The 16,427-nt window shown below is 66.8% G+C and carries 16 protein-coding genes; 6 read left to right on the forward strand and 10 right to left on the reverse strand.

The window, feature by feature from the left end:
* Positions 1 to 3: 3 nt before the first annotated feature.
* Entirely contained in the window at positions 4 to 408 is a 405-nt protein-coding gene (locus tag HV793_RS14140) for a DUF2946 family protein (RefSeq protein ID WP_175213394.1), read from the reverse strand.
* A gap of 228 nt (positions 409 to 636) precedes the next feature.
* Here HV793_RS14140 and HV793_RS14145 point away from each other — a divergent pair, with 228 nt between their 5' ends.
* Both HV793_RS14145 and HV793_RS14150 read left to right on the forward strand, forming a co-directional pair.
* On the forward strand, positions 637 to 1,263 hold the full coding sequence (locus HV793_RS14145) for a glutathione S-transferase family protein (RefSeq protein WP_054454865.1): 627 nt from the start codon (positions 637 to 639) through the stop codon (positions 1,261 to 1,263).
* 226 nt (positions 1,264 to 1,489) lie between these two features.
* Positions 1,490 to 2,080 (forward strand): YceI family protein, encoded by a 591-nt coding sequence (locus HV793_RS14150; protein ID WP_175213395.1) that lies wholly within the window; start codon positions 1,490 to 1,492, stop codon positions 2,078 to 2,080.
* A 43-nt stretch (positions 2,081 to 2,123) separates the two neighbouring features.
* On the opposite strand, the gene HV793_RS14155 is transcribed toward HV793_RS14150, so the two are convergent.
* Positions 2,124 to 2,612 carry a DUF6644 family protein gene (locus HV793_RS14155; protein WP_175164377.1) on the reverse strand — a complete coding sequence of 163 codons (489 nt, stop codon included), beginning with the start codon at positions 2,610 to 2,612 and terminating at the stop codon, positions 2,124 to 2,126.
* An 11-nt stretch (positions 2,613 to 2,623) separates the two neighbouring features.
* The gene (locus HV793_RS14160) at positions 2,624 to 3,010 is read right to left on the reverse strand and encodes a DUF6152 family protein (RefSeq protein WP_054454374.1); all 387 of its coding nucleotides are present in this window, start codon (positions 3,008 to 3,010) and stop codon (positions 2,624 to 2,626) included.
* 450 nt (positions 3,011 to 3,460) lie between these two features.
* On the opposite strand from HV793_RS14160, the gene HV793_RS14165 reads away from it, so the two are divergent.
* Together HV793_RS14165 and HV793_RS14170 are read left to right on the forward strand one after the other, a co-directional pair.
* Positions 3,461 to 4,759: an APC family permease gene (locus HV793_RS14165; protein WP_054454863.1), complete on the forward strand. Its 1,299-nt coding sequence runs from the start codon at positions 3,461 to 3,463 to the stop codon at positions 4,757 to 4,759.
* Positions 4,760 to 4,819: 60 nt separating this feature from the next.
* Positions 4,820 to 5,683 (forward strand): SAM-dependent methyltransferase, encoded by an 864-nt coding sequence (locus HV793_RS14170; protein WP_244958646.1) that lies wholly within the window; start codon positions 4,820 to 4,822, stop codon positions 5,681 to 5,683.
* An 18-nt stretch (positions 5,684 to 5,701) separates the two neighbouring features.
* Here HV793_RS14170 and HV793_RS14175 read toward each other — a convergent pair whose 3' ends face one another.
* The 7 genes from HV793_RS14175 to HV793_RS14205 all read right to left on the reverse strand — a co-directional run bounded on the left by HV793_RS14175 (position 5,702) and on the right by HV793_RS14205 (position 13,562).
* A complete protein-coding gene (locus HV793_RS14175) occupies positions 5,702 to 7,006 on the reverse strand; it encodes a type II toxin-antitoxin system HipA family toxin (RefSeq protein WP_244958647.1) in 1,305 nt (434 codons plus the stop codon).
* A 13-nt stretch (positions 7,007 to 7,019) separates the two neighbouring features.
* Positions 7,020 to 7,364, reverse strand: coding sequence for a helix-turn-helix transcriptional regulator (locus HV793_RS14180; protein WP_125470976.1), 345 nt, complete (start codon positions 7,362 to 7,364; stop codon positions 7,020 to 7,022).
* 120 nt (positions 7,365 to 7,484) lie between these two features.
* Positions 7,485 to 8,426 carry a S66 peptidase family protein gene (locus tag HV793_RS14185; protein ID WP_175213759.1) on the reverse strand — a complete coding sequence of 314 codons (942 nt, stop codon included), beginning with the start codon at positions 8,424 to 8,426 and terminating at the stop codon, positions 7,485 to 7,487.
* Positions 8,427 to 8,638: 212 nt separating this feature from the next.
* Positions 8,639 to 9,364 (reverse strand): RNA pseudouridine synthase, encoded by a 726-nt coding sequence (locus HV793_RS14190; protein WP_175213396.1) that lies wholly within the window; start codon positions 9,362 to 9,364, stop codon positions 8,639 to 8,641.
* Between the two features lie 267 nt (positions 9,365 to 9,631).
* Positions 9,632 to 10,762: an AI-2E family transporter YdiK gene (ydiK, locus tag HV793_RS14195; protein ID WP_054454367.1), complete on the reverse strand. Its 1,131-nt coding sequence runs from the start codon at positions 10,760 to 10,762 to the stop codon at positions 9,632 to 9,634.
* A gap of 156 nt (positions 10,763 to 10,918) precedes the next feature.
* Positions 10,919 to 12,367, reverse strand: a complete 1,449-nt coding sequence (locus HV793_RS14200) for an MltF family protein (protein WP_054454364.1) — start codon at positions 12,365 to 12,367, stop codon at positions 10,919 to 10,921.
* Between the two features lie 160 nt (positions 12,368 to 12,527).
* Positions 12,528 to 13,562, reverse strand: coding sequence for a DNA-binding protein (locus tag HV793_RS14205; protein ID WP_175213397.1), 1,035 nt, complete (start codon positions 13,560 to 13,562; stop codon positions 12,528 to 12,530).
* A gap of 147 nt (positions 13,563 to 13,709) precedes the next feature.
* Between HV793_RS14205 and HV793_RS14210 the strand changes: the two genes are divergently transcribed.
* Together HV793_RS14210 and HV793_RS14215 are read left to right on the forward strand one after the other, a co-directional pair.
* Positions 13,710 to 14,792 (forward strand): site-specific integrase, encoded by a 1,083-nt coding sequence (locus HV793_RS14210; protein WP_054454358.1) that lies wholly within the window; start codon positions 13,710 to 13,712, stop codon positions 14,790 to 14,792.
* A 47-nt stretch (positions 14,793 to 14,839) separates the two neighbouring features.
* Complete coding sequence (locus HV793_RS14215) at positions 14,840 to 16,390, forward strand: sensor domain-containing diguanylate cyclase (RefSeq protein ID WP_054454355.1); 1,551 nt, start codon at positions 14,840 to 14,842, stop codon at positions 16,388 to 16,390.
* Positions 16,391 to 16,427: the final 37 nt, after the last annotated feature.

A 16,427-nucleotide genomic window follows, 5' to 3' on the forward strand; every position in this document is an offset into this window, starting at 1 on the left:
GGGTCAGGCGGATGGCGGCGGCGCGCGCGACCGTTGCGGCAGCCGGGTCAAGGCGCTTGCAACGTGGGGTTCGGCGGCGGGGGGATGGACTGCGGGGGCTGCGGCTGGCAGGAGCCAGGCCAGCAGCACGATTTCGGGCGGCAGCGCGTCGCTCAGCATGGCGCAGCCTGCGCTGCAGCAGTGCGGCAAGGCGCCGCTGTGCTGCTGCGCGCCCTGCTTTTGCCCATCGGCATCTAGCGTCACCACGCGTGGGCCGCTGGCCGTGCAGACGATGGTGGTGACACCGGGCTTGCCCGTTCCGATGGCCGAGGCCGCCAGCGCCGAAGACGCGATCAGCGCCTGGAAGACGAACAGGGCCATCGCGACCAGCGCGACCCAACGTCTACGGGCATAGGCAGATGCATGCATTCGGCGGTTCCTTATCGGCGCAGATGCTATCACGCAAGGCGGAGCAGATCCCGCGCATGGATGGCAACGCGCAGCCAATTCGGATTGCCGTCTGATGTAGATCAGACAATGCCGCCGCTTCGTGCGCGTCGCCGCCAAGCTTGGCGCAGGCAGGTGATCGGGCTACCCTGTAGCCGGCAGCCCGTAGTGGCGACTTGGCTTTTCAACCATAGAAAGTAGAGGATGCGGATGTCCCGTTGGACTTTTTACACAGCCCCTGGCACCTGTGCGCTGGCGACGCATATCGCGCTCCATGAAGCGGGCGCCGACTTCGACCTGGTCAAGCTGGACATGGGCGCTGCGCAGCAACAGAGCCCCGAGTACCTGCGCGTCAACCCCAAGGGCCGCGTGCCGGCGCTGGCGACCGAGCACGGCGTGCTGACCGAGACGCCCGCCCTGCTCGCCTTCGTGGCGCAAAGCTTTCCGGCCGCGCAGCTGGCGCCGGTCGACGATCCTTTCGCCTTCGCGCGCATGCAGGAGCTGGCCAGCTATCTGGCGTCCACCGCGCACGTGGCGCACGCGCACAAGCGCCGCGGCGCGCGCTGGGCCGACGATCCGGCCGCGCATGCCGCCATGCAGGCCAAGGTACCGCAGACCATGACCGCCTGCGCCGCCTACCTGGAATCGCAGATCGCCGGTCCCTGGGCGGCGGGCGAGCGCTACAGCGTGGTCGACGGTTATCTCTACACCATCGGCAGCTGGCTGGAGGGCGACGGCGTCGACCTCGCGCAGTTCCCCAAGCTTGCGGCCTATCTGGCCCGGGTTGCGGCAAGACCTGCCGTGCAGCGCGCACTCGCCGAAGCGCAGGCTTCCTGACGGCGGCGGGCTGGCCGGCGCGCGGCGCCCGGCCAGCAATGCCGCCGATCGTATCGGTTTGATTGGCATCAAAACTGGAACGCTGCAGTCAGTTCCGGCGGACTAGCGCGGTATTGCATCCTTTCCTATCCTTCTTCCGTGCCGTTGCTGTCAGTGCGTTTTAAGCTGACGGGCTGACGGAATGCGCGTCCCGGCTCCTCCGGACGCCGAACATACCGAGAATCGAATGAAGCACACCTACGCAGCATTTCTGGCCGCCTCGCTGCTGGCCTTGGGCAGCCTGCCGGCGCACGCCGCGCCCGTGGATTACCAGATCGACCCGGAACACACGGAAGTCGTGGTGACCTGGGACCACCTGGGTTTCTCCAAGCCCACCGCGCATGCCGGGGCCGTGACGGGTGTGATCCGCTACGACGCCGCGCAGCCTGCAAAGTCGGCCGTCGACCTGCGCGTGCCGGTGGCGCGCCTGACGTCGCACGTACCCAAGCTGGACGACATGCTGCAAGGCGCCGAGTTCTTCCAGGCGGCCAAGTACCCGGACATCCAGTTCAAGAGCACCTCGGTCACCGACCACGGCAACGGCAATCTCAGCATCAGTGGCGTCCTGCGCATCAAGAACATCGAAAAACCGGTGGTGCTGCAGGCGCGCCAGAACAAGCAAGGCATCCATCCCATGGCGCAGCGTCCGGCCATCGGCTTTGACGCCATGACGGTGGTCAAGCGCAGCGATTTCGGCGTGGACGCGTTTGCGCCCGGCGTGAGCGACGAAGTGCAACTGCGCATCACGGTCGAGGCCGTGGCTGACGCCGCACGTTGATTTTCCGGGCGCTGCGATCGCCGCACGCGCAAGGCCCTGGCTCCTAAGACAGGAACCCGATCCAGCGCCCCGCCACCAGGCAAGCCAGCCATAAAAACAGCGAAGCGCCTGCGCGCACGCGCATGGCGCCCGTCGCACTGCCCTGATCCCGCACCGTCTGCCAGGCCAGGCTGCGCCGTGCAAGCACGGCATTGATCGCACCCGCGGCCAACAGACCCATCTTGATCCCGAACGCGGGATTCGCCAGGTACTCCAGCGGCTGGACGCTGAAAAGCATGGCGCCGGTCAACGCCGCCAGCGCCAGGCCCGCTGCCGCAGTCCGCGCCAACGCCGGCGCCAGCACAGCCAGCGGTCCGGGCTTGAGCCACCCCAGGAGGCGCAGGTCCAGCGGAACGATGGAGCCTATGAGCAGGCCGATGGCGCCGATATGGGCGGCGTTCACCAGCAGATACAGCGTGCTCCACCGCCGCAGCCAGATCGACGGCGGCAGGGTCTGAAGCTGTTCCAGCGCAAGACGCAGCAGCTCAGGCATGGCCCGGCCGGTCAGGGCTTCTTGATGCGGCTGGGATAGATGTCGTAGGTCTTGCCGCCTACCTTGATCTGGACGGCTTTCATGCGCTTGGCGTCCGACTCGCGGTCGCGGTTGCCGACGGCGACGATGGCATCGCCCGGTTTGGCCGAACCTTCGACGAATCCGGCGTCCTTGGTCTGGGTGGGATTGCCCAGCTCCACGCGCCAGACGCCGTCGTCGGCGCGTACGTCCAGCCAGGGATGCGGGGGCGCGATCTGCACTTGCTGGACCGTGCCTTGCAACGTCATCTGTTCGGATTCGGCCCACGACCAGCCGTGGTGGGCCATCGCGGCGGGCGCCAGGCCCATCAGTCCGGAAAGCGCCAGCGCTGCCGTGGCCACGCGTATGGATAGCTTCATGTCGCTGCTCCTGAATTGCGGTTTGGCTCCCCTTCCTTTGCGGCGGCCGCTCGTGTGGCGCGCGTCCGGCGCAATCAGCATAGCGCGGGAGACGTTGCATATCGAGCTTGATTCAATGATGAGAAATTACTTTAAATAAAGAACCTTAAATATGAAATTAAAGTCATATTAATCAATGAATTAGAAAACTATTCTAAGAACTTGGATGATGCTGAATCTATGCTGAATTCGAGAAATCATCGATTCTCACGGGAAAACCCGGAGAAACTTTCCCGCACGGAATACGGTCGCAAATTGTTCAGGTGATTGTCAGGCACCGTCCCCAAATGGCGCCGTCTCCACGCGCCCGCCGCGCCCAACCGAGAGCATCCGATGACACAGCCCACCCTGCGTTCGCCCGCGAATCCGGCCCTGTTGCTCCAGCCGCGCGCGCCGGCCGGCTTGTCGGTGATGGATGCCACCATGGTGCTGGTGGGCGTGGTGATCGGGATCGGCATATTCGGCTTTCCGCCGCTGGTGGCGCAGCACGCGAGTTCCGAGGCGATGTACATCGCCTTGTGGTGCGCGGGCGGCCTGGTGATGCTGGTCGGCGCGCTTTGCTACGGCGAGCTGGGCTCGGCCTATCCCGGCGCGGGCGGCGAATACCTGTACCTGACACGGGCCTGGGGCCGGCAGGTGGGACTGATGTTCGCCTGGGCGCGTTGCTCTGTCATCCAGACGGGCGCCATCGCCGTGGTCGCCTATATCTATGGCGATTACGCGCAACGGCTCGCGCCCCTTGGTCCGTACGGCCCCGCCCTGCACGCGGCGATATCGGTAGTGGCGCTGACCGCCTTGAACGTTGCGGGCACGCGCTATTCCAAGCGGTTGCAATGGGTGTTCACCGCGCTGACGGTGGCGGCCTTGGCGGCGGTGCTGATCGCCAGCCTGGCCGCCGCGGGAGACAGCCCGCTGCGCAGCGCTGCCGAACCGGGGCCTTTGACCGGCAATACCGCGGGCCTGCTGGGCATGGGCATGGTGTTCGTGCTGCTGACTTATGGCGGCTGGAACGAAGCCGCCTATCTCAGCGGCGAGCTGCGCGACCCGGGCCGCAACATGAGCCGGGTGCTGCTGATCGGCACGCTGCTGGTGACGGGCGCGTACGTGCTGACCAACCTGGCGCTGCTGGAGATCTTCGGCCTGCAGGGGCTGCGCGATACGCCGGCGCTGGGGGCGGACGTGATGCAGCTGGCGGCCGGCCCCTACGCTGCAGCCCTGCTCAGCCTGACGATCTGCGCCACGGCGCTCAGCACCATCAACGGCACCATCATCACCGGCGCGCGGGTGTATTGCGCCCTGGGCCGCGACGTGCCGCGGCTGCGCGCGCTGGCGGCGTGGAACGCGCAAGGCGAGACGCCCGCATCCGCACTGCTGGTCCAGGGCGCGATCACGCTTGCGCTGATCGCGCTGGGCGCCTTCAGCCAGAACAGCGTGCAGACCCTGGTGGCCTATACCGCACCGGTGTTCTGGATCTTCATGCTGCTGGTTGCGGCCTCGGTGTGGCGCCTGCGGCGCATCGATCCGGACCGCCCGCGCCCGTTCCGCGTGCCGCTCTATCCCTTGCCCCCGCTGCTGCTGGCGCTGACCTGCGCCGGCCTGGTGGTTTCCAGCGCCATGTACGCCGGCGCCGGCGCGCTGATCGGGCTGGCGGTGCTGGCGGCGGGCCTGCCGCTGCTGCGCCTGCTGGGGCCCGCGCCGCCGCGGGCCTGACCAAGGTTTCCCCGGGGCGGCGATCCCGTCCGCATGCCTTACCTGCAAGGAGTCCACATCATGCACATCGCGATTCAGTCCTTCAGATCCGCCGCCCGTAGCGCCATGCCGCCCCTGCGCGGCGCCGTGCTCGCGTCGGCGGCCGCGCTGGCCCTGGCATGCGTCCCGCTGCCCTCGCTGGCCGCGGCCGCGCAGCCCTCGGAACAGAAAGAGTACGTGCCGGACGTGGGCCAGGACGGCAAGGACGTCATCTGGGTGCCTACGCCGCAGGCCCTGGTCGATACCATGCTGGACATGGCCAAGGTCACGCCCAAGGACAGATTGATGGACCTGGGCTCGGGCGACGGGCGCACCGTTATCACCGCGGCCCAGCGCGGCCTGACGGCCCAGGGCATCGAGTACAACCCGGACCTGGTCGAACTGTCGCGCCGCAACGCGCAGCGCGCCGGCGTTGCCGACCGCGCCACCTTCGTGACGGCGGACCTGTTCGCCACCGATCTGTCGCAGGCGGACGTGATCACCATGTTCCTGCTGTCTACCATCAACGAAAAACTGCGGCCCAAGCTGCTGGAATTGGCGCCCGGCACCCGCATCGTGTCGAACTCCTTCCGCATGGGCGATTGGGAGCCGGACGCCGAGGAAACCATCCGGCAGGACTGCAACACCTACTGCACGGCGCTCTTGTGGATCGTGCCCGCCAAGGTGGCGGGCAACTGGGAGGTGGACGGCCAGCCCCTGCAGCTGGAGCAGCGCTACCAGCGCCTGTCGGGCAAGCTGGGCGGCGCGCCGATTTCGGAGGCGCGGCTGAATGGCGCCGAGATCTCCTTTGTCGCCAACGGCGTGCGCTATACCGGGACGGTGAATGGCAAGCAGATGAGCGGCAGCGCCGCCGGCCGGGGGAACTGGTCGGCCAAGCGGGTGTAGGGCCGCGACGCGGACGGGTTATGCCGCGTGGCGCCAGGCCGTCAAGGATGCTTCCACATGCCCGATTTCCTGCGCCGTCATCCCGGCCATGGCGTAGTAGCGCTGGCGTTGCTCCACCACCTCGCGCACGTGCTCAAGGATGCCGCGAGCGACGGCTTCAGACCGCAGGCCGAAGCGCCGGTATTCGCTCAGGCAGTTCTGGAATGAGCTTTCCCGGCCCGCCGCGCCGATGTGCAGGTAGTGCCTGGCGGAGCCTTCCTGCGTGACCACGTCGAACAGGGGCGACAGCCGGTAGGTCTGCGCGCCCTCGTCCTTCAGGAAGCCGACGTTCTTCAAGTGGTCGTCGGTGTTGTGGACGGCGACGTTCAGGATCATGCGCGCGTACAGCTCCTTCAAGTCCCGCACCGGGTTGGACGAAATCCGGCGCGTGACGTCCGCCAGCCGCGCGTAGGAATACGTGGCCTTGCCGCGCGCCTCGTCGAGTTCGCGTTTGCCGATCTGCGCCGAGGGGCTGATCAGGGAGGCGCCGCTGAGGAAATGGCGGCGCGCGACGATGGGAGTCGCGCCCTGCCCGGCCGGCAGCAACTCGCGGTCGAAGCGGTGCGTCAGCAGCACCGCGCCCAGATGCGTTTCAGCCAGGCGGATCTCGGGCACCGTCAGGCCGATGGCGCGCGCCATCTGCAGATTGGCGTATTCGACGCGCTGGCGGTCGTAGGAATCCCCCTTGCGCGGAAACTTGGCGATCCACATTTCGCCGCGCTCGTCGCGCACGATGGTCTTGGGGCGCGCGCCGCCGATGTCCCAGGAGCTGCCCAGGATGTCGCGGTACAGGCCCTTGGGCTTGACGCCCTGATCGATATCGGTGAGCAGGTCCGCAAGCGATTCCACCTGGCTGAGTTCCGGCAGGCGATAGGTCTTGCGCATGTTCGGCGTAAGCCGGCGGGCGCTGAAGAACAACGCCCCCACGCCCATCCCGCGTCCCTTGAGCAGGACTTCGTCCTCGGTCACGCGGGCGCCGGCGTTGTCCACGCGCATGACGTTGCGGCCCCATGCGTCGGGGGCGGCGTCAAAGATCGCGCCCAGCGTTTCGTAGCGGCTTTCGGTGCGGAAGGTGGTGCGCGCGTCCACCAGCGGCAGGTTCAGCGGATCCAGCGCAAAGGCGCGCTGATCGTTCACATAGGACTGCACATAGGTGAACTCGGCGTAGAAGCGGCTTTCATCCGAATCGTCCAGCGTCAGCAGGCCGGCGAGCACGGCCTCGCCGCGGATGTCGACGTAGACATACAGCTCGCTTTCCACCGATTTGTGCTTTCTTGCTTTCACGATTTGCGTGGCGCTACAGCTGGGTAGGATCGGCGCGGTGCGTGTTGGGCGTCTTGCCGCTGCCCCGGCTGGGCCGGCGCACCGCGTCCAGGCGTTTGCCTACGCCGTCCAGGTCGGGATCGCCCAGGGCGTAGACCTGGTCCGCATAGCCGTACTGCAGCAAGGCTTCAATGGCCAGCGCCAGGGACACGCCGCCGTCGCCGCGTTCCAGGCGCGTGATGGTGGCGCGCGACACGCCCATGCGGGCGGCCAGCGTGGATTCGGTTTCGGCGCGGCGCAGCCGGGCGGTGCGGATGTTGGCGCCAAGGCGCGCAAGCGCAATGGCGGCATCGAAGCTGGGTTCGATCTTCTTTTTCATGAGTCAATAATAGTGCTTTGTTTCTTGGTTTGCACTATTAATGAGGCATATTAGGAATTAAGAATGCTCTATTAATGAGGCATTAGTGTGGTTTATGACTCATTAAATGAGCAAAACAGGTCAAACTACAACCGCCTGCTCCAGCCGCAATCCGCCACGCGCCGTGTCCAGCGTGACCTGTGCGCCCAGCGGCAAGGTCAGGTTCGGATCGCCATGGCCGCTGGGCCATCCGGCCAGCACCGGAATGCCGCGCGAGCGGAACTGGTCGAGTATCAGCGGATACAGCAGCCCCTGCGCCTGGGCATCGTCGCCCGGCACGCCGAGGATGCGGGTGAAGTTGCCAACCAGCACGCCTTTGAGGCCGTCGAACTTGCCAGCGGCGGCCAGCTGGCTCAACAAGCGGTCGATGCGGGGCAAGGCTTCGTTGACGTCCTCGATGAAAAGAATTCCGCCGCTGGTGTCGATTTCGCTATCGGACCCGATCAGTGCGCCGATCAGCGCCAGATTGCCCCCGATCAGCCGCCCGGTCGCCGTGCCCCGTATCAGTTCCGTGGCGGTGGCATAGGGCGGCGGCGTGATCCACGCTCCCTGCCCCACCTGGCCGCTGACCATGGACAGCAAATGCGATTCGGTGGGTTCACGCTTGCCGGCCAGCAGGTCCTGCGCCAGCATCGGCCCGTGGAACGTGACGAAGCCGGCGCGGCGCTGCATGGCCAGGTGCAGCGCCGTGATGTCGCTATAGCCGATGAACGGCTTGGGGTGGCGGCGCAGCAGATCGAAGTCCAGCTGATCCAGCAGGCGCCACGAACCGAAGCCGCCCTGCAGGCACCAGACGGCGCCGATATCCGGCGCGGCGAAGGCCGCATGCAGGTCGGCCAAGCGGTCGGCGTCCGAACCCGCCAGATAGTCATAGGGGGCGTCCAGCCGCGAACGCGAGGCCGGCATGACCTGCGGCACGTAGCCACGCGCCAGCAACCATTCGGCTGCGTCATCCGCGGCATCCAGCGCGGCGGACGCGGGCGCCACGATGGCGACGCGCGCACCGGGCTTGAGCGCGGGCACTGGCGTTGCTGCGCCGCTGGCAACCGGGGGCGCCGCGGAACCGGGCTTGGCCGATTGCGGCGCGCGGCGCGGCGGCGGCTTGGGCGCCGCGCAGCCGGCCAAGGCCGCGGACAGGCACAGGGCCCCGGTGTTGATCAGAAAACTCCTGCGTCCGGTATTTCGCTGCGGTCGCTGGCCTTGCGGCGCTTGTTCCATGGTCATCCCTGCTGCCGTCAGAAACGTTCGTAGTCCAGGCGGTAGCGCCACTGGCCGAGGGCCAGGCCCGCCATCGGCAGGCGGCCGATGCGGATGCGGCGCAGGGCCTGCAGGCGCAATCCCGCCGCGTCGCACACGTATTCGATGAAGCCGGGCGCAGGCGTCTTCAGGGCGAAGCGCAGATGGGTTTCGTTCTGCCAGCTGACCTTCATGGGCGTGGCGGCGCGGCCGTCATAAGCCATGCCGCGCTGCAGGCGCGCCAGGTCGGCGGCGCTGAGCTGGCCGGACACCTGGGCCACGTACTCCTGCTCCACGTAGCGCCCTTCTTCCACCAGCTTGCGCGCGATCGGGTATTCCTGCGTGTAGACGACCAGGCCGCTGGCTGCGCGTTCCAGCGGCGTGACCAGCTTCAGGCCGTTGAGCATGCGCTTCAGGTAGCGCTGCCCGGAACGGTCGCCGGGCATCAGGTTTTCGGGCAGGATCAGGTCGCGCGCAGAGCCGGGCTCGTCATTGGCGTAGAGGCCGGCGGGCTTATGCAGCAGGATGGTCACGGGACGCGCGTCTTCCAGGCGCGCGCCTGACAGCAGGCCCACGGACTGGCCGGGCGCCACCCGATAGCCCGGCTCCTCGACCTGCTTGCCATCCACGGCGACCCAGCCGCCTTCTATGTAGCGTTCTGCGTCGCCGCGCGAGCAGGACAGTTCGGTGGCCAAGCGCTTGGCCAGGCGTACGCTTTCGCTCATCGCGCCACCGCCTTGTGCTGGGAAGCCGCGGGGCCGGGCGTGGAGTCAGGCCATGAATCGAGCCGCAGTTCGGACCGTGATTCGGACCGCAGTTCGGACCGGAAAGAATAGCCGCCTTGCAGCGGCGCCAGTGGGTGCATCGTCATGAGGTATTGCCGGGGTGTTGCCAGAAAAGCGGGCCTTGCGCCCGCGACGTGAGGCAGATGTTACGCCCTTCCCCGGCAGGCTGCCGGCCGCGGCCTGGCTGGCAGCCGATGCGGGCGGCGTTCAGACCGGCGGGAATTCGGCGTGTCCCGCGGGCGTTGCCGCCGGTTGCGTTTCCGCGTCCAGCGCGGCGGGCGGCGGCACTTCGTCGATCCAGGCCTTGAGCAGCGTATGGGTCACCGCCAGGATCACCGGGCCGATGAACAGGCCCACGATGCCGAAGGCAAACAAGCCGCCCAGCACGCCCACCAGGATCAGCAGCAAGGACAGGTTGACCCCGCGCTTGATGAGCAGCGGCCGCAGCAGGTTGTCCAGCATCGCCACCAGCACCGACCAGACCAGCAGCACCGCGGCCGCCAGCTTCATGTCGTTCTGAAACAGCCAGACCACGCCGGCCAGCATGGGCAGGAAAGGCCCCAACTGCGCCAGGCACAGCATCACCATCAGCGCGGTGAGGATGCCGGCAGCCGGCACGCCCGCGATCCACAAGCCGATCCCGCCCAGCCCGGACTGCACCACGGCGGTCACGACGATGCCCAGGGCCACGGCGCGTATCGCCTGCCCGGCAAGCTTGACGGCCGCCAGGCCGCGCTGGCCCGCCAGCCGGTTGAAGAAGCGCCGCACGAAATCGACCGCCACTTCGCCCTTGGTGTAGAGGATGCCGGCCACGACCACCGTGATCAGCATGTGCATCATGAAGGCGCCGACGATGGCGGCATGCCCGAGCAGCCAGGCCGCGGCGCTGGTCAGGTACGGTTCCAGTTTGGCCAGCAGGCCGCCGGCGCCGGCGTCCGACAGGGTCTGCCATTCCTGCGCAATCTTGGGGCCGACCAGCGGAATGCCGTGGACCCAGGCGGGCGGCGCCAGCAGCGCGTAGTCGGGCAGGCTCTTGACCGCCGCCATGATCGAGCTGCTGTGCAAGGCCAGCGTCGAGATCACCTCGTAAAGCGGCAGCACGATGACGAACAGCAGGATGACCAGCATCGTCAGGGTGCCCATCCAGCGCCGCCCGCCGCAATAGCGCTGGATCGCCAGCATGACCGGCCACGTCGCCACGACGATCGTGGTTGCCCAGACCAGGCCGGGCAGGAACGGGCGCAGGATGTAGAGGCTGCCTGCCATCAGGCCGGCCAGGATCACGATGACGAGGATGATGCGGGCGAGATCGACCGTCTGGCGTGGAAGAGGATTCAACCGCTGCTCCTGACAGGGCCGGCAGCCCTGGTTTGTGGCGCATCGATGCCGGTTGGGCATATGCCCGGTTGGTACACCTGAATGCGTCTTTGGCGAATTTATCCGAAAATCCGGCGCGTATATATACCGGCCGCCCGCAAGCGGCGCCGCCTGCGGCTAACGCGGGGCGCCCGCGCCGTCGCCCGCGCCCTGCGCGCGGATCAGCGTGTAGGCGATGTAGTACTTGTAGATGTTGCTCACGTACTGCACCGTTTCACGCCCGATGCGCTCGGCTGCCACCCGTTCCACATTGTCGAACCAGACGTTCGGGTCCAGTCCGCGGGCGGCGGCGTCCTTGCGCAATTGGTTGATCCGGCCGGGGCCGGCGTTGTAGGCCGCGAAGGCGAACAGCCCCTTGTTCAGGTCCGTCATGGGCTCTTTCGCGTAGTACTGGTCGATCATGAAACGGATGTATTTGACGCCGCCATGGATGTTGTATTCCTCGCGCCGGATGTCACCTACTTTCAGTTCCTTGCCGGTGGCCGGCATGATCTGCATGACGCCTATCGCCCCGACCGAGCTTTTGGCGCCCTGGTCCAGCCGGGACTCCTGGTAGCCCTGCGCCATCATCAGCAGCCAGTCTATGTTGTATTGGTCGCCGTACTTGCGGAAGAAGTCAGCGAGGCGGTGGAATTTTTCGATTTCCTCCGGATCGGTGGCGGCCTTTACCCACTTCACGGATTTCAGGTACTTGGTCAGCTGCTGGTTGCCGAAAGAGGTGCCGACGCGGTTCTTCTCCATGAAGGGGTTGAGCGCCGCCGCGAGCTTGGGCGAGTTCTTGCGGAAGGCGAAGGCAATATCGCTGCCGCTGTCGACCTCCAGATTTTCGTAGACCCGGATCTGCGGGAAGATCTGTTTCCAGAAATTCGCCAGGTAGCGGTCGGCGACCGTGTACTTGACCAGGTCCGCGCTGGCCATCTCCAGGATGTCGTCGGTCTCGAAAGTGCCCGGCGCGTCACGGATGATGGCGGGCTTCAGGCCCCTGGCCGCCAGATCCGCGTTCAGCTTCTTGACGCTGCCGTAGTAGCTGCTGACGGGGCTGATGAAGAGCTCCTGCCCGGAAAGGTCGTCCAGCGACTTGAGTTCGGGCGCGCCTGGCGCGGCCACGACCAGCTCCCGCACGCCCGACGCCAGCGGGGTGGAAAAGTCCACCAGCTTCTGGCGTTCTTCAGTGACCGTCAGATTGGCGGCGATGATGTCGCCCTTGCCCGCCAGCAGATCGGGAATCAGGCGTTCGCGCGAGGTCGGCAGGAACACCACGTACACGCGGATGTTCTTGGTCTTGAGCTGCCGGTTCAGGTCGTTCTCGAACTCGGTCATCATGTCCGCGATGATGCCGCGCTGCGTGCCGCCTTTGTCCAGGAAGTACAGGGTCTTGTTGTAGGGCACCAGCACCCGGACTTGCCGGCGCTTGACCATGCCGTCGAAGTCCCCGGTCCAGGGCTTCATGTTGTAGGCCAGCGCCAGCGGGTCGCCTTTGGCCTTCGCCGTCTGGGCGTATCCAGGCGATGGAGGCAACCACAGCAACAGCGCGCAAAGCATCGAGGCAATCACGCGAAATGACATAGTTCCTCCGGCCGGCCCGGTTACTGCGGCAAGTCAGGTATGCCGCGCGGCAAGGCGCGTTGCGCGCCGGGCCGTGGCTACAACAATATCGGGCGGCCGGGGTTCATGCAACGGATTCTTTCCGCTGCGGCGTGCAATGCGGACGGCATCCAACGGACCTCTAGGGCTGCGCGGGTTTCGGCGGCGCATGACCGGCGTCCTGCCGCTGGGCCTGCGCCATCAGATGCCGGGTCAGCTCGCCCAGTTGTTCGTCCTTCCCTTTCAACTGCGCGAGGCAGTCGGATGAGCGCTGCTCGGCGGCCGCCAGCCGGGATTCCAGCGTCCTTTCGCGATCGCGCGCCGCCGTCAAGGCCGTATCGGCCGCGGCCTGATCGGCTTGCTGGCGCACTTGCATAGCCTGGACTTCGGTGCGCAGGGCTTGCGCCTCTTGTTCCGCCTGGCGGCGCTGATGCTGTTCCTGTTCCAGCCCCTTGCGCGCCTGCGCCGCCTGCTGTTGGCTGGCCGCCTGCGCATCGTCCAGCCGCGCCTGCAAGCGCTTGACCGTGCCGCGTTCGCTGTCCAGCTCATTGAGCCAGCGGCGTTCGTGGGCGGTATGACGGGTTTCCAGCGCATCGAGCGCTTGCGCATGCTGGGCGCGGGTCTTCTCGTTCTCCGCCAGCGCCGCCTGCGTGGCGCTGCGGGCGTCTTCCAGCTGCAGCTGGTTGCGCCTGAGCAGTTCGTCGCGTTGGCGCAGCTGCTGTTCGGCCGACTGCAGCCGGTCTTCGGCGGCCGCCAATTGGGAGGTCGCCACCCTGAGAGCTTCCTGCAGATCCTGTTCGCGGTGCGCTAGCTGGGCTTCGCGTTGCTGCAGCTGTTCGGCGTCCGAGGCCAATTGCTCCCCTTCCCGCGCCAGTTCTTCCCAGCGCCCGCGATAGGCCTGTTCCTGTTGGGCGCGGGCCTCGGACAAGGCGGCTTCCCAGAAGTGCGAGGCGGCCTGCGCCACGGGATCCGGGACGGCAGCCGGCGCTGCAAATGCGCCCGGGTCCTTGATGCGCGCGCCCAAGGCCCGGAACCAGGTTTCCAGATAGGGGCTGACGGTATTCGGCGAGCCCCGGCCGATCTTCTGTCGCACCCGTTCGATAGTGGGCCGCGCGCCCTCCAGCAGCAAGGCGTCGGCGGCGGTCCAGACGTCAGTTTCGGTAATTCCGGTGGCCATGCGCTTGCTCCGTGCCGAATTCGGCATTTGCGGGATAATTACCCACGATAATGGAACCTTATCGAGAGTAATTTGATATTTATGTTAGATATCATACAGCATACATAATAATATGTATGAAATGCGATTTTCCCACCCTCTTCAACCATGACACAGCTGAAAACGCAGGCGCCGCTGCCCGTTCTGGACCCGCTCACCCTGGACGCCCAGGCTGATGCCGCCGCCAGCGCGCTGTTGCGCGAAGGCAGTTCGGCCAATACGGTCGCCAGCTACCGCGCCGCCATCCGCTACTGGAGCGCCTGGTTCGAGCTGCGCTATGCGCGCCCCTTTGCCCTGCCCTTGCCGGAAGCCGCCGTGATCCAGTTCGTGGTGGACCATGCCCAGCGCTCCACCGAGCAAGGCCTGAAATGGGAATTGCCGCTGGCGTTGGATCAGGAACTGGTCCGGCTCAAAGCCAAAGGCAGGCTGGGCGCGCCCAGCCTCAACACGCTGCTGCAGCGCATTTCCGTGCTGTCCAAGGCGCACGAACTTCAAGGCCACCCCAACCCCTGCCGCGCGGCCGCGGTGCGCGAGCTGCTTGCCAGGACGCGGCGCGCCTATGCCCGGCGCGGCGTGGCGCCGGCCAAGAAAGTGGCACTGACGCGCGAACCGCTGGAGGCCATGCTGGCCACCTGTGACGATTCCCTGCGTGGCATGCGTGACCGCGCCCTGCTGCTGTTCGCCTGGGCCAGCGGCGGGCGCAGGCGCTCCGAAGTCGTTCATGCCACGATGGAAAACACGCGGCGCACGGCCGAGGGGTTTCTGTACGCGCTGGCGTATTCCAAGACCAACCAGGCGGGCGCCGTCCGCGCCAATGACCAGAAGCCCATCGTCGGCGTGGCTGCCCAGGCGCTTGACGCCTGGCTGCGCGCCAGCGGCATCACGCAAGGTCCGCTGTTCCGGCGCGTGCGGCGCGGCGACGTGCTGGGCGAGCCGCTGGCCGCGGCCGCGGTACGGGACATCGTGCAGGAACGCTGCAAGCTGGCCGGCCTGGAAGGCGAGTTTTCGGCGCACAGCCTGCGCTCGGGATTCGTGACCGAGGCGGGACGGCGCAACGTGCCGCTGGGCGACACCATGGCCATGACCGGACATGCCAGCGTGGCCACCGTCATGGGCTACTTCCGCGCCGGGGCGGCGGCCGAATCGCCCGCGGCCCGGCTGCTGGACGAGCCGGACGCCCCGCGCGGGTAAAATCCCGCGCACTCGCCGCAACCCGAATCCTGCCCGACACGATCTTCATGCGAATCAACCTACGCGGGCTGGTGCTTGCGCTTACCGTATGCAGCGCCCTCGCCGCTACCGCCAACGCCCTGTACGCCAGTTACCGGGTGCAGCGTGAACAGCTCATCGCCAATACGCTGGAATCCAACCGGGTGTACGCCGCCAAGCTGGCGGAGAGCGCGGGCACCTTCCTGGACTCGGCCCTGCAGCAACTGGAGTACAGCGCCCGCCATGTCGCCTGGCGCTTCGATGCGCCGGAGGTCTTGAACGCGGAAGTCGCGCGCCTGCGGGAGCAGACGGACAGCTTCAACACGGTCGCCATCATCCGCGCCGACGGCGTCATGGTGGCGGCCAGCCAGGCCATCCGCAGCTTCCAGGGAACGCGGGTCGACAACGCCGCCAGCCGCATGGCGCTGCAGACGCGCAAGCCCCTGATCAGCAAGCCCTATGTGTCCGTTGCCGGCAACCTGCTGATCAACGTCTCGTATCCCATTCATTCCGAGGGCGGCATCTACCTGGGCTACGTGTCGGGCACGATCTACCTGCGCAACGAAGGCGCGCTGCACAACCTGCTGGGCAAGCATCCCTATCAGGACGGGTCTTATCTGTACGTGGTGGATAACGAGGGGCGGCTGATCTATCACGCCGAGAACGACCGCGTCGGCGAGGACGTCACCAGCAATCCCGCCGTGGCGGCGGTGATGCGCGGGGAGGATGGCGCGCAGCGCCTGATCAACACGCGCGGGGTGGACATGCTGGCCGGCTATGCCCACGTCTCGCGCAGCGGCTGGGGAGTAATCGCGCAGCGCCCGGCGTTGGCCACGCTGGAACCCTTGCACGATCTCATCTGGGCGCTGATCCGCTACGCGGCGCCCTTCGCCCTGCTGTTCCTGTTGGCGATCTGGTGGTGTGCGCGCAAGATTTCGCAGCCGCTGTCGCAACTGGCCACCAATGTCGAGCACCACGACATGGCGGTGGCCATGCAGCGGGTGCGCTCGGTGAAAGCCTGGTACTTCGAGGCGCAGCGCCTCAAGCGCGCGGTGATCCGCAGCTACTCGAGCCTGCAGGACAAGATCGGCAAGCTCAACCAGGCCAGCATTACCGATCCGCTGACCGGGCTGCGCAACCGTCGCGGCACGCGTCAGGCGGTGGATGCGCTGCAGGCGGCCGACACCCCCTTTGCGGTGATCGCGCTGGACATCGACCATTTCAAGCGAGTCAATGACACCTACGGCCACACGGTGGGCGACGAGGCGATACAGGGAATGGCGCAGTTGATGCGCGACTGTTCGCGCCCGACAGACATACTCTGCCGCAACGGCGGCGAGGAATTCCTGATCCTGCTGCCCGGCGCGGGCCCCAGGGAAGCAACGGGCATGGCTGAGCGCCTGCGCAAGACCACGGAGATGCGCCGTGCGAGCGGCTCTCCGGAAATCACGGTGTCAGCCGGCGTGGCGCACTGGACGGCCGGCAGCGCGGACGTGGATCTGGTCTTCCAGGCCGCGGATGCCGCGCTGTACGCGGCCAAGCAGCAGGGGCGAAATCGCGTGGTGACGCACGCGGGCTGACGCCCCTGCCCGCCCGGCGGCTATTTCAGGGCTGTGG

It is taken from the genome of Achromobacter aegrifaciens, from assembly GCF_902859965.1.
Classification (GTDB): domain Bacteria; phylum Pseudomonadota; class Gammaproteobacteria; order Burkholderiales; family Burkholderiaceae_B; genus Achromobacter; species Achromobacter aegrifaciens.